Here is a 12396-nt window from a genome sequence, read left to right on the forward strand (position 1 = left end):
GAGTCGAGGGGCCGGGCCGTCGGACGGAGCCGGACTCAGCTGTTGCCGTCGAACAGCGACGTGACCGAGCCGTCGTCGAAGACCTCGCGGATCGCACGGCCGATGAGGGGCGCGATCGAGAGGACCGTGAGCTGCGGGAAGCGCTTCTCCGCGGCGATCGGGAGCGTGTCGGTCACGACGACCTCGCTCGCACCGCACTCGGACAGGCGCTGGGCCGCCGGGTCGGACAGCACGCCGTGCGTCGCCGCGACGATGACCGACTTGGCACCTGCCGCGAGGCACACCTTGACGGCCTCTGCGATGGTGCCGCCCGTGTCGATCAGGTCGTCGACCAGGACGCAGTCGCGCCCCTCGACGTCACCGACGACGCGGTTGGCCACGGACTGGTTGGGTCGCGTGATGTCGCGCGTCTTGTGGACGAACGCGAGCGGGCCCCCGCCGAGCTTGGCGGCCCACTGCTCGGCCACGCGGATACGACCCGCGTCGGGCGAGACGACCGTGACGTTGGTCGTGTCGACGCGCGTGCGGACGTAGTCCGTGAGGATCGGCATGGCCCACAGGTGGTCCACCGGGCCGTCGAAGAAGCCCTGGGTCTGCGCGGCGTGCAGGTCGACGCTCATGAGGCGGTCGGCACCCGCGGTGCGGAAGAGGTCCGACATGAGGCGGGCCGAGATGGGCTCGCGCCCACGGTGCTTCTTGTCCTGGCGACCGTAGCCGTAGAAGGGCTGGACGACCGTGATCGTCTTGGCCGAGGCACGCTTGGCCGCGTCGACCATGAGCAGCTGCTCCATGATCCACTGGTTGATCGGCGCCGTGTGGCTCTGCAGGAGGAAGATGTCCGCGCCGCGGACGCTCTCCCCGAAGCGCACGTAGATCTCACCGTTGGCGAAGTCGTAGGCGGTCGTGGGGAGCAGGTCGATGCCCAGCTCCCGCGCGACGTCCTTGGCGAGCTCGGGGTGCGCGCGCCCGGAGGCGAGGACGAGGGACTTGTCCCCGGTGCCGGCGATCGTGCTGCTCATCGTGGGGAAGACCCTTCGTTCGTGCTGCTGGTCGTGGTGCTGGATCCGTCGGGGACGGTGGGGACGCCCGGGCTGGCTGGCACGGGGGTCGGTCGGGGGGCCGGGGGCGTCGCGGAGGCCTCTGCGAGCTGCGCCTGGGCCTGGGCGCCCAGCGGCGGGGGCGTCTCGTCGTCGGTCTCGTGCGCGCGGGCTGCGGCCTCGGCCGCGGCCGTGCCCGGGCGACGGCGGGCGACCCAGCCGTCGACGTTGCGTTGCGGTGCACCGCTCACGCCGAGCGCGCCGGCCGGCACGTCGCGACGGATCACGGAGCCGGCGGCCGTGTAGGCCCCGTCGCCCACCGTCACCGGGGCGACGAACATGTTGTCCGCGCCGGTCCGGGCGTGCGAGCCGATGACCGTGCGGTGCTTGGAGACGCCGTCGTAGTTGACCGTGATGCTCGCGGCGCCGATGTTGGTGTGCTCACCGATCGTCGCGTCACCCACGTACGACAGGTGCGGCACCTTGGAGCCGGTCCCGATCGTCGAGTTCTTGGTCTCGACGAACGTGCCGATCTTGCCCTTCTCGCCGAGGACCGTGCCGGGGCGGAGGTAGGCGAAGGGACCGACGCTCGCGCCGTCACCGATGACCGACAGGCTGCCGTGCGTGCGGACCACGGTGGCCCCCGCGCCGATCTCCATGTCCGTGAGCGTCGTGTCGGGGCCGATCGTCGAGCCGGCTCCGACCGTGGTCGCGCCGTGCAGCTGGGTGCCCGGCAGCAGCGTCACGTCGTGACCGAGGTCCACGTCGACGTCGACCCAGGTCGTGGCCGGGTCGATCACGGTCACACCCTCGAGCATCCAGCGCGTGAGGATGCGGCGGTTGAGCTCGGCGCGCAGCGTCGCGAGCTGGGCGCGGTCGTTGGCGCCCTCGACGAGCAGCGGGTCGGCCACGCGCAGCGCGCCGACGCGACCGCCGCCCTCGCGGGCGATCTGCAGGACGTCGGTCAGGTAGACCTCGCCCTGCGAGTTGTCCTGCGTGACCTGGCGCAGCGCACCGCGCAGGATCCCGGCGTCGAACACGTAGACCGACGAGTTGATCTCGCGGATGGCGCGCTGCTCGGGGGTCGCGTCCTTGTGCTCGACGATGCTCAGGACCCCGCCCTGCTCGTCGCGCACGATCCGGCCGTAGCCCGTGGCGTCGTCGACCTCGGTCGTCAGGACCGTGATCGCGTTGCCGCCCGAGTGGTGCACGGCGAGCAGCTCGGAGAGCGTCGCGGCGTCCAGGAGCGGGATGTCGCCCGCGAGGACCACGACCGACCCCTCGAGCCCCTCGACCGGGCCGCGGCCCTCGTGCCCGATCGGCACGCCGTGGACCGCTGCCTCGGCCTGCGCCCGGACGTCGAGCGCCTCGACCGCGCACTGGACGGCTCGCCCGGTCCCGGGCACCTCGTCCTGGTCGACCACGAGGGCCGACGGGACGACCTCGAGCGCGGCGGCAGCCACGAGGTCACGCTCGTGGCGGACCACGACGGCGATCCGCTGCGGCGACAGGTCGCGCGCTGCGACCATCGCGTGGCCGAGCATGCTGCGCCCGGCGAGCGGGTGGAGCACCTTGGGGGTTGCGGACTTCATCCGCGTCCCCGCACCAGCGGCGAGGACGATGACTGCGGCTGGCACTGGCGGTGCGTCGGGCACAGCGTCGGTCACTGGGGCTCCCATCGGGTTGGTTGCACGAGCTCCGCCCCCAGGACTCGAACCTGGACTAAAGGCACCAAAAACCCTTGTGCTGCCGATTACACCAAGGCGGAACGGACCAGACACACGCGCACACCCGCGGGGCGACCCCCGACCGCGCGCGCCATCGCTCGTCCGGAGAACAGTCTGCCAGGTCCGGCGCCGTGCTCCACGCCCGAACGGGTCCTGGACGTGGGGAGAACGTGTGAGGAGCACGTCACTCGCGGGCCCTGCACCCCGTCCCAGCACAGCGCGCGCCCCGACCCCGCGAGCACCGGCACGGCATGATGGACCCGTGGCTGCAGACTCCAGACGACCTCCCAGATCCCGCATGACGGCGAGCCAGCGCCGCGAACAGCTTCTGCAGGTGAGCCGCGTCCTGTTCGCCGAGAAGGGCTTCGAGGGCACGAGCGTCGAGGAGATCGCCGCACGCGCCGAGGTGTCCAAGCCCGTCGTCTACGAGCACTTCGGGGGCAAGGAAGGCATCTACGCGGTCATCGTCGACCGCGAGATCCAGGGCCTGACCTCGGCGCTCACGGGCGCGCTGTCGTCCGGCGGGCATCCCAAGGTCCTGCTCGAGCGCACGGCGCTGGCCCTCCTGACGTACATCGAGACGTCGGAGGACGGCTTCCGCATCCTCGTGCGCGACTCGCCCGTCGCCCAGGCGACCGGGACGTTCTCGAGCCTCATCGGTGACGTCGCGACGCAGGTCGAGCACCTGCTCGCGGACCAGTTCAAGCGGCGCGGCCTGGACCCCCGGGTCTCCCCCATCTACGCGCAGATGCTCGTGGGCATGGTCGCCCTGACGGGCCAGTACTGGCTCGACGTCCGTAGCCCCAAGAAGGCCGACGTCGCGGCGCACCTGGTGAACCTCGCGTGGAACGGCCTGTCCGGCATGGAGAAGAAGCCCGCGCTCACGAGCAAGCCGCGCCCCGAGGACTGAGCGCGGCCTTGCGCTCCCCGGGCCTCTGCCCGGCCCCGCCACGAGGCGAAGCCCGTGACATTCCGCCCGTGACGGCTCGTGCCGTCCGTGGTTTCGTTGGTTCATGGCGACTCTCGAGATCGACAGGTTGAACAAGACCTACGGGACCGTGCGCGCCCTGCGCGACATGTCCTTCGCGGTGGGGGCCGGGGAGATCTTCGGTTTCGTCGGTTCGAACGGGGCGGGCAAGACGACGACCATGCGCATCGCGCTCGGGGTGCTCGCGCCCGACTCGGGCGAGGTCCGGTGGGACGGCCGCGCGCTCGACCTGGCCATGCGCCGTCGGATCGGCTACATGCCCGAGGAACGCGGGCTCTACCCCAAGATGAAGGTCGGGGACCAGCTCGTCTACCTGGCCCGGCTGCACGGGCTGGGCACCGCCGCGGCCCGCTCCGCGATGGAGCACTGGACGCAGGTCCTGGGGATCGACGCGCGCCGCGGCGACGAGGTCCAGAAGCTCTCGCTCGGCAACCAGCAGCGCGTGCAGCTCGCCGCCGCGCTCGTGCACGACCCCGACATCCTGGTGCTCGACGAGCCCTTCTCCGGCCTGGACCCCGTCGCGGTCGACGTCATGAGCGGCGTCCTGCGCGACCGCGCCGCCGCCGGCGTGCCCGTCGTCTTCTCCTCGCACCAGCTCGACCTGGTCGAGCGGCTGTGCGACCGCGTGGGGATCGTCAAGGCGGGCGAGATGGTCGAGGTCGGCGGGATCGAGGAGCTGCGCGCGACGCAGCGCCCGCAGTGGGTCGTCGACGCCCCGGCCGCGCCACCCGGCTGGGCGTCCGAGCTCCCGGGCGTCCGTGTCCTGCGGTACGACGGCGCCAGGACCTTCGTCGAGGTCGACTCGCCGCAGGACGGGGCCGAGCAGGCGGTGCTGCGCGCCGCCCTGGCGACGGGGCCCGTGCGCGAGTTCACGCCGCAGCGCCCGTCGCTCACCGAGCTCTTCCGCCACGTCGTGAGCAGCGACGACGCTCCGCCGTCCGCCGGGCCGGCCGACGACGATCCCACGACCCCCTCGACCCGGCAGGAGGTCTCGGCATGAGCGCCGTGCGACAGCCCCCAGCACCCCAGCCCCACTCGCCCGTGAGCACGTGGGGCGCGGTCTCGCTCGTGGCAGGCCGGGAGATCTCGACGCGCATCCGGTCCAAGGCGTTCGTCTGGACCACGGTCGCCCTGCTCGTGGGGGTGGTGCTCGGCGGCTTCCTGCTGAGCGTCGTGGGTGACCAGGGTCCTGCGGCCCAGAAGGTCGGTGTCACGTCGGGCGCCGAGGCCCTGGGCCCGCAGCTCGAGGCCGCGGGCGGCGCGGTCGGCACCGAGATCCAGGTCAGCGAGGTCTCGGAGACCGACGGCCGGGAGCAGGTCGCCGACGGCACGCTCGACGCGCTCGTGACCGGCACGCCCGCGTCCTTCACGGTCGTGGTCAAGGAGGAGCTCGGCACGACCCTGGCCCCCGTCTTCACCGGCCTGGCCCAGCAGGCCGCGCTCTCCGGTGCCATCACCGCCCTGGGCGGCGACCCGTCCGCCGTCGCGCAGGAGATCGCGTCCGCGGCCCCCACGGTCGAGGCGCTCGAACCTGCCGAGGAGCGTGACCCCGCCCAGGTCGTGACGGGCATGGTCGGCGGCATCCTCATCTTCATCGCGCTCATGACGTGCGGCCAGCTCGTGGCGCAGGGCGTCGTGGAGGAGAAGACGAGCCGCGTGGTCGAGCTGCTGCTCGCGACGATCCGCCCGTGGCAGCTCATGGCGGGCAAGGTCCTGGGCATCGGCGCGATCGGGCTGATCCAGCTCGTCGTGGTCGTCGGGGGCGGCGTGGGGACGGCGTTCGCCCTGGGGCTCGTCGACGCGAGCAGCGTGAACCTGGGCGCGACCGCGGCCTGGGTGCTCGTCTGGTTCGTGATCGGGTTCGTCATGTACTCGCTCGCACTGGCGGCGCTCGCGGCCCTGGTCTCGCGTCAGGAGGACGTGGGATCGGTCATCACCCCGGTCCTGATGCTCATGATGATCCCGTACATCATCGGGATCTCGATCGGCCCGTGGGACCCCGAGAACCCGCTGGTCGTGTGGCTGTCCTACGTCCCGTTCTGCTCGCCGCTGCTCATGCCCATCCGCATCGCGCTGGGCACGGTCGAGACGTGGGAGATCCTGCTCGCGGTCGGCCTGTCGCTGGCCCTCGTGCCGGTCCTGGTGTGGCTCGCGGGCAAGATCTACTCGAACGCGGTGCTCCGCACCGGGGGGCGGATCAAGCTCAGGGACGCCCTGCGCGCGAGCTGACAGGGGCCCGTCCTGGGGCGGGAGGCCCGTCAAGACTCTTGATGTCGAGGAATGTCGAGTAGCCTCACGTCATGCAGCACCCGCACCCGGACGAGGTCGACCGCATCGTCGACGCCTGGCAGCGCGAGCGTCCGGACCTGGACGTCGAGCCGCTCACCGTGTTCTCCCGCGTCAGCCGGCTGGCCCGGCACCTGGATCTCGCGCGCCGCAGCGCGTTCGCGCGCGGCCACCTGGAGACCTGGGAGTTCGACGTGCTGTCCGCGCTGCGCCGGGCGGGCGAGCCGTACCGCCTCTCGCCCGGCGCCCTCATCACGCAGACGCTCGTCACGAGCGGCACCATGACCAACCGGATCGACCGCCTCGAGGCCCGCGGCCTGGTGCAGCGGCACCGCTCCCCCGACGACCGCCGCGGCGTGCTCGTCGAGCTCACGCCCGAGGGCCTCGAGCGCGTCGACGCCGCCATGACGGACCTGCTGGCCGTCGAGCGCGAGGTCCTCGCGGCGCTCGAGCCCGCGGACCGGCTGGGCCTCGCGAACCTGCTGCGCACGGTCGTGGGTCAGTTCGAGGCGTGACCGCCTCCCGCTGAGTGCGGAGCTCGTGCGAGAGACGCCGAGCGCGTCGCGCACAAGCCCCGCACTCAGCGACGGGCGAGGTCAGTCGAGCAGCTCGGCCGCTTCCATCCACTCGGTCTCGAGCGTCTCCTTCTCGTCCGCGAGCTCCCGGAGCTGCTTGTCGAGGTCGAGGATCGCCGCGTGGTCGGTCGCCTGGGCCGCCATCTTGTCGTGCAGGCGCGCCTCGAGCTCGGCGATCTTGGACAGGCGTCGCTCGATGCGACCGATCTCCTTCTTCGCGGCGCGGACGTCCGCCCCCGAGGGGGCGGGCTGAGCGTCCGTCGTGTCGCCGGTGCTCCCCGTGCCCGACGACGGCGCACCGGCCCCGGTGGCCGTCGCGCCCGCGCGGGTCCCGCCCACCCGAGACGATCCCGCTGCCGCGGCGATCGCGGCCTTGCGCAGCGCGAGGTACTCCTCGACCCCGCCCGGCAGGTCGCGGATGGTCCCGTCGCCCAGGAGCGCGACCTCGCGGTCGCAGACCCGCTCGAGCAGGTAGCGGTCGTGCGAGACCACGATCAACGTCCCGGGCCAGCCGTCGAGGAGGTCCTCGATGGCTGCCAGGGTGTCGGTGTCGAGGTCGTTGGTGGGCTCGTCGAGCAGCAGCACGTTGGGCTCGCCGACGAGCAGGCGCAGGAGCTGCAGACGGCGGCGCTCGCCGCCCGACAGGTCACGGACCAGGGTCTGCGAACGCTCGCGCGTGAACCCGAGGCGCTCGACGAGCTGGGCCGCCGTGAGCTCCTTGCCGTCGACCGCGACCGTGCGCTTCTCCTGCTCGATGACCTCCACGACCCGCAGGCCGCCGATCTCGTCGAGCTCGTCGACGTCCTGGGTCAGCTCGGCGACGTGGATCGTCTTGCCGCGCTTGACCGTGCCCGCGGTCGGCGCCAGCCGCCCGGCCAGCAGGCGCAGGAGCGTCGTCTTGCCCGCGCCGTTGACCCCGACCACGCCGTAGCGGTCGCCCGGGCCGAGGCGCCACGTGACGTCGTCGAACAGGACCTTCTCCGCAGCGTCGGGATCCCCGTCGCGAGCCGGCATGCGGACCGTGACGCCCTCGAGGTCCAGCACGTCCTTGCCGAGGCGGCGCGTGGCCATGCGCGTGAGCTCGAGCGTGTCGCGCGGGTTCGGCTCGTCGGCGATGAGCGCCGCGGCCGCGTCGAGCCGGAACTTGGGCTTGGACGTGCGGGCGGGGGCCCCGCGGCGCAGCCAGGCCAGCTCCTTGCGGAGCAGGTTGTTGCGCTTCTCGGCCGTGACGGCGGCGGTACGGGCCCGCTCGGCACGGGCCAGGACGTAGGCCGCGTACCCGCCCTCGTACCCCTCGACCGCTCCCGTCCCGTCGCCCGTGACCTCCCACATGCGCGTGCACACCGCGTCGAGGAACCAGCGGTCGTGCGTCACGACCACGAGCGCTCCTCGGGCACCGGGGCGCGCGTACCGCGCCTGCAGGTGCTCGGCGAGCCACGCGACGCCCTCGACGTCGAGGTGGTTGGTGGGCTCGTCGAGGAACAGCACGTCGTGGTCGGCGACCAGCAGGGCAGCCAACGCCACGCGCCGACGCTGCCCACCCGAGAGGGTGTTCGCCGGGGCGTCGAGGTCCAGGTCGCCGAGCAGGCCCGCGTGGACCGCGCGGATGCCCGCGTCGCCCGCCCACGTGTGCTCGGCCGACTCGCCGTGGACCAGGTCGCGGATGCTCGTGCCCGCGGGCGACTCGTCGCGCTGGTCGAGCATGCCGATCCGCAGCCCGCCCACCCGGGTGACACGTCCGGCGTCGGGCACGGCGGTCCCCGCGAGGAGGCGCAGCAGCGTCGACTTCCCGGCCCCGTTGGGGCCGACGACGCCCACGCGGTCGCCGTCGTCGAGGCCCAGGCTCACGCCGTCGAGCAGGGTGCGGGTGCCGACGACGAGACGGATGTCGTCGGCGCCGAGGAGGTGTGCCATGAGTTCCTTCGAGAGGGAGAAGTGCCTTAGCGAGGATACGCGCCGGGCATCGGGTGCCGGGACCCCGGGGAGGGCTGCCCCGCACCGGCCCCCGCGAGCAGCGAGCCGCGGGCTCGGCGTGCACGTGCCGTCGACCGAGGTCCGCCTCCGGCCACGCGCCGCGCCCGGTCCGGCCGAGCGCGGACGGTCAGGAGGCCAGGACGCGCGCGCCCGACGTCGGGCCCGTGGCGCAGTGCACCGAGTCGGCGACGCCTGCGGCCGTCCAGGAGGCCGCGATCGCGAGCGCGTGCTGCCTGCTGCGGGCGAGCGCCGCGACCGTGGGACCAGAGCCCGAGACGATCACGCCGAGCGCGCCCACCTCGTGAGCGACCTCGAGCGTCCGGCCGAGCTCGGGGGCCATGGCGAGCGCCGCCGGCTCCAGGTCGTTGTGCAGGGCGCGGCCCAGGCCCACGGGGTCGCCCGCGCGCAGGGCCTGCATGAGCTCGGTGTCGTCCGACAGCTCGACGTCGGGGGTCCCACCCACGACCTCGTCGAACGTCTGGAACACCTTGGCGGTCGACAGGCCCTCGTCCCGGACCGCGAACGCCCAGTGGAACTCGCCCCGGGCCATCGCGGGCGTCAGCAGGTGCCCCCGCCCGGTCCCGACGGCCGTGTGACCCACGAGCCCGAACGGGACGTCCGAGCCGAGCCCGGCCGCGAGGTCGGACAGCTCGGCCCGCGACAGACCGGTCTCCCACAGCAGGTCGCACGCCACGAGCGCGGCCGCGGCGTCGGCCGAGCCGCCCGCCATGCCGCCCGCGACGGGCACGCCCTTGTGGATGTGCAGCCGGACGTCGGCGTCCACGCCCGTGTAGCGCGCCAGGGACTCCGCGGCCCGCCACGCCAGGTTCGTCTCGTCGACCGGCACGCGCTCGGCCTGCGCCCCCGAGACCGTCAACGACAGGCCGGCGCCGGGGGTCTCGAGCGTCGCCGTGACCTCCTCGACGAGCGAGACCGCCTGGAAGATCGTCACGAGAGGGTGATACCCGTCCTCCTGGCGTGCCCCGACGCGCAGCGACAGGTTGACCTTCCCGGGCGCCCGGACCCGGACGGAGACCGGAGGCGCGGCGGACAGGTGGGGGCTCACGCGTCCACTGTGCCAGGTCGTTCCGGGTGCTCGCCTGCGGAAGCGGCCGCCTCGGCCTGCACGAGCGGGAGCTGCTCCGCGATGCGCGCGAACTCCTCGACCGTGAGCCGCTCGCCGCGCGCCGTCGGGTCGACGCCCGCACGCTCGAGGGCCTCGACCGCAGCAGCCGACGAGCCCGCGATCCCCGCGAGGGCCGAACGGAGCATCTTGCGGCGCTGGGCGAAGGCCGCGTCGACGACCGCGAAGACCTCCTCGCGCGTCGCCGTCGTGGCCGGGGGCTCGCGGCGGTCGAGCGCCACGAGCGCGGAGTCCACGTTCGGCACGGGCCAGAACACGCTGCGCCCCACGGTCCCGGCACGGTGGGCCGAGGCGTACCAGGCGGCCTTGACCGACGGCACGCCGTACGTGCGGCTCCCGGGCGGGGCGGCGAGCCGGTCCGCGACCTCGGCCTGGACCATGACCAGGACACGCTCGAGCGAGTCGAAGCGCTCGAGGAAGGTCAGGAGGACGGGGACGGCCACGTTGTAGGGCAGGTTCGCGACGAGCGCCGTGGGCGCCTCGCCCGGGAGCCCGGTGACCTCGAGCGCGTCCGCGGCCACGACCGTCAGGCGGTCTGCGGCGTCGGGCTGGTGCACGGCCACGGTCGCGGCGAGCTGCTGCGCGAGGGGCGGGTCGATCTCGACCGCGACGACGCTCGCGCCCACCTCGAGCAGGCCCAGGGTGAGCGAGCCCAGGCCCGGCCCGACCTCGACCACCCGGTCCCCCGCGCCGATCCCCGCGGTCCGGACGATCTTGCGGACCGTCCCGCCGTCGTGCACGAAGTTCTGTCCGAGCGTCTTGGTGGGCCGCACGCCCAGACGCCCTGCCAGGTCGCGGATCTGTGCCGGACCGAGCAGGGCGTTGGGGGTGTCGTTCATGCGGGGAAGCCTACCGGTTGGACCGGTGCAGGCCGCCGCGAGCGGTGCTCGACGGCCTGCACCGGTCCCGCCGGCGAGCGGTGCTCGGCGGCTCGGTACCGACGTCCGCCTGCGCGAGCTCAGTACCAGTTGCTCGCCTGCGAGTGGGACCACGCGGCGCACGGGGTGCCGTAGCTGCCCGCGATGTAGTTGAGGCCCCAGGTGATCTGGGTCGCGGGGTTGGTCCGCCAGTCGGCCCCGGCGCTCGCCATCTTGGAGGCGGGCAGGGACTGCGGGATCCCGTACGCGCCCGACGACGGGTTGGTCGCCGACGAGTTCCAGTTGCTCTCCTTGGTCCAGAGCTTGTCGAGGCACGCGAACTGCTCGCCGCCCCAGCCGCGGGCCGCGACGAGCTGGCGCCCGATCTCGCGTGCCGACCCGGCCGCTGCCGGGCCGCTCGGCCGCTCCTTGGTGCCCTGCACCACGATCTTGGCGACGGGCTCGGACGTGACGCCGTCCGAGACGACCTCGCGGGACTCCTCGACGCCGTCGACCGTGGTCACGCGCTCGACGAGCGTGTGCACGCCCTCGACGCCCTCCTGGGCGACCGTCGGGGCCTCGTCCTCGTAGACGTTCGCGTCCTCCTGGACGGTGGTCTCGAACGGGATCGGGGTCGTGGTCGGCAGGTCCGTGACGACCACGCGGTGGACGACGAGGGACACCGCGGGGTCTGCCGACGCGTCGCGGGCCACCGAGACGCGGTCGTGCTCGCCCAGGACGATGCCCTGCTGCTCGAGGATCGCGTCCACGCCGATCGACCCGTCCGGGGCCGTCCGGGTCACGCCGTCGGCGACGACGTTGACGGGCCCGTCCGCGTCGAGGCGCACCGGGAGCTCGGCGCGGCCGTCGGCCGCCGAGCGCGAGGCCACGAGGCGCACGTCGCCGCCGCGCGCCGCGAGCGTCTCGAGCGCCTCGTCGGCGTCGAGCGCGGTGAGCCACACGTCGCTCTGGGCGCCGTCGGTCTGCACGGTCACCTGCCGTCCGTAGCGCACGACGACGTCGGCACCGTTCTTCAGGGGCGCGTCGGCCGCGGGAGCGACCAGGTCGCGGTCGGTCACGCGCACACCCTCCTCGGCGAGGAGGCCCTCGACCGATCCTGCGTACGTGCTGACCGAGGTGATCTGGCCGTCGACGTCGAGCTCGACGGTCTTCTTGGCGCTGCCGTAGGCGACCGCTCCGGTCGCGACGAGCGCGACGGCCGTCGCACCGGCGATCAGGGGCCAGCGGCGGCGCTTGGTGGCTGTGGGGGCGGAGGCCTGTGCCTCGACGCCGGCAGGAGAGGTGTCCTCGGGGGCCGTGGTGTCGGAAGGTGTGACAGGAGCGGGGTGCGCGCTGCGCGCACCGGCGGTGCGGAAGGGGTTCTTCACTCGGGTCCAGTCGTCGTGCTGTCCGGGCACGGGGGGTCGAGGCGCGCACTGCGGCGCTGCCCTGGTCCGCGCACGGCGCGAGGCGACGGGGTCGCTCCAGGGGCTCGACCAGCCGATCCGGCGGTCCAGGGTGTCGGGTCCTGGGCTGTGCAGCCTGCCGACACGGCGCCCGCGCTCGATCACACCAAGGCGACTTCTGCACGCGGGACACTCGACCGTAACCGACTCGTTATCGATCACCAAGTCGGTCCCGTTCGCCCGCGATCCACGTCACAGGACGATCCGGGCGCACCCGGACAGACCCCGACGTCGCACCCGGCGCAGGTCTCTCGCCCCCACGAACCTCACGCACGGGCACCGCGCCGGCACGGGAGAGGGGGGGGGGGGGGGGGGGGGGGGGGGGGGGGGGGGGGGGGGGCG

Annotated in this window: 10 protein-coding genes and 1 tRNA gene; 4 read left to right on the top strand and 7 right to left on the bottom strand. The window is 73.4% G+C overall.

The genetic code is table 11. From position 1 onward, the window contains the following. Positions 1-35: 35 nt before the first annotated feature. From H9641_RS01750 to H9641_RS01760, 3 genes are all read right to left on the bottom strand, one after another. On the bottom strand, positions 36-1019 hold the full coding sequence (locus tag H9641_RS01750) for a ribose-phosphate diphosphokinase (protein WP_191800433.1): 984 nt from the start codon (positions 1017-1019) through the stop codon (positions 36-38). After that, positions 1016-2716, bottom strand: coding sequence for a bifunctional UDP-N-acetylglucosamine diphosphorylase/glucosamine-1-phosphate N-acetyltransferase GlmU (gene glmU / locus H9641_RS01755; protein ID WP_191800435.1), 1701 nt, complete (start codon positions 2714-2716; stop codon positions 1016-1018). The genes H9641_RS01750 and glmU overlap by 4 nt, the downstream gene beginning before the upstream one ends. Positions 2717-2733: 17 nt before the next feature. Further along, a tRNA-Gln gene (locus H9641_RS01760) sits at positions 2734-2805 on the bottom strand. Between the two features lie 257 nt (positions 2806-3062). Here H9641_RS01760 and H9641_RS01765 point away from each other — a divergent pair. The 4 genes from H9641_RS01765 to H9641_RS01780 all read left to right on the top strand — a co-directional run bounded on the left by H9641_RS01765 (position 3063) and on the right by H9641_RS01780 (position 6553). Continuing rightward, positions 3063-3674, top strand: coding sequence for a TetR/AcrR family transcriptional regulator (locus H9641_RS01765; protein WP_191800620.1), 612 nt, complete (start codon positions 3063-3065; stop codon positions 3672-3674). 103 nt (positions 3675-3777) lie between these two features. Beyond that, complete coding sequence (locus H9641_RS01770; protein ID WP_191800437.1) at positions 3778-4752, top strand: ABC transporter ATP-binding protein; 975 nt, start codon at positions 3778-3780, stop codon at positions 4750-4752. After that, positions 4749-5981, top strand: a complete 1233-nt coding sequence (locus tag H9641_RS01775) for an ABC transporter permease (protein ID WP_191800439.1) — start codon at positions 4749-4751, stop codon at positions 5979-5981. The genes H9641_RS01770 and H9641_RS01775 overlap by 4 nt, the downstream gene beginning before the upstream one ends. Before the next feature lie 71 nt (positions 5982-6052). Continuing rightward, positions 6053-6553: a MarR family winged helix-turn-helix transcriptional regulator gene (locus H9641_RS01780; RefSeq protein WP_191800441.1), complete on the top strand. Its 501-nt coding sequence runs from the start codon at positions 6053-6055 to the stop codon at positions 6551-6553. Positions 6554-6634: 81 nt separating this feature from the next. On the opposite strand, the gene H9641_RS01785 is transcribed toward H9641_RS01780, so the two are convergent. The 4 genes from H9641_RS01785 to H9641_RS01800 form a co-directional block, all read right to left on the bottom strand. Next, the gene (locus H9641_RS01785; protein ID WP_191800443.1) at positions 6635-8527 is read right to left on the bottom strand and encodes an ABC-F family ATP-binding cassette domain-containing protein; all 1893 of its coding nucleotides are present in this window, start codon (positions 8525-8527) and stop codon (positions 6635-6637) included. Between the two features lie 187 nt (positions 8528-8714). Then, positions 8715-9653: a 4-(cytidine 5'-diphospho)-2-C-methyl-D-erythritol kinase gene (locus tag H9641_RS01790; RefSeq protein WP_191800445.1), complete on the bottom strand. Its 939-nt coding sequence runs from the start codon at positions 9651-9653 to the stop codon at positions 8715-8717. After that, positions 9650-10570 (bottom strand): 16S rRNA (adenine(1518)-N(6)/adenine(1519)-N(6))-dimethyltransferase RsmA, encoded by a 921-nt coding sequence (gene rsmA / locus H9641_RS01795; RefSeq protein ID WP_191800447.1) that lies wholly within the window; start codon positions 10568-10570, stop codon positions 9650-9652. The genes H9641_RS01790 and rsmA overlap by 4 nt, the downstream gene beginning before the upstream one ends. A 119-nt stretch (positions 10571-10689) precedes the next feature. Further along, on the bottom strand, positions 10690-11976 hold the full coding sequence (locus tag H9641_RS01800) for an aggregation-promoting factor C-terminal-like domain-containing protein (RefSeq protein WP_191800449.1): 1287 nt from the start codon (positions 11974-11976) through the stop codon (positions 10690-10692). Positions 11977-12396: the final 420 nt, after the last annotated feature.

This window comes from Oerskovia merdavium (assembly GCF_014836755.1).
Lineage (GTDB): Bacteria > Actinomycetota > Actinomycetes > Actinomycetales > Cellulomonadaceae > Oerskovia > Oerskovia merdavium.

Excerpts from the sequence above, each read along its gene's own strand:
- H9641_RS01750 (WP_191800433.1), bottom strand. The coding sequence starts at position 1,019 with ATGAGCAGCACGATCGCCGGCACCGGGGACAAGTCCCTCGTCCTCGCC.
- glmU (WP_191800435.1), bottom strand. The coding sequence starts at position 2,716 with ATGGGAGCCCCAGTGACCGACGCTGTGCCCGACGCACCGCCAGTGCCA.
- H9641_RS01785 (WP_191800443.1), bottom strand. The coding sequence starts at position 8,527 with ATGGCACACCTCCTCGGCGCCGACGACATCCGTCTCGTCGTCGGCACC.
- H9641_RS01770 (WP_191800437.1), top strand. The coding sequence starts at position 3,778 with ATGGCGACTCTCGAGATCGACAGGTTGAACAAGACCTACGGGACCGTG.
- H9641_RS01780 (WP_191800441.1), top strand. The coding sequence starts at position 6,053 with ATGCAGCACCCGCACCCGGACGAGGTCGACCGCATCGTCGACGCCTGG.
- rsmA (WP_191800447.1), bottom strand. The coding sequence starts at position 10,570 with ATGAACGACACCCCCAACGCCCTGCTCGGTCCGGCACAGATCCGCGAC.
- H9641_RS01775 (WP_191800439.1), top strand. The coding sequence starts at position 4,749 with ATGAGCGCCGTGCGACAGCCCCCAGCACCCCAGCCCCACTCGCCCGTG.
- H9641_RS01765 (WP_191800620.1), top strand. The coding sequence starts at position 3,063 with ATGACGGCGAGCCAGCGCCGCGAACAGCTTCTGCAGGTGAGCCGCGTC.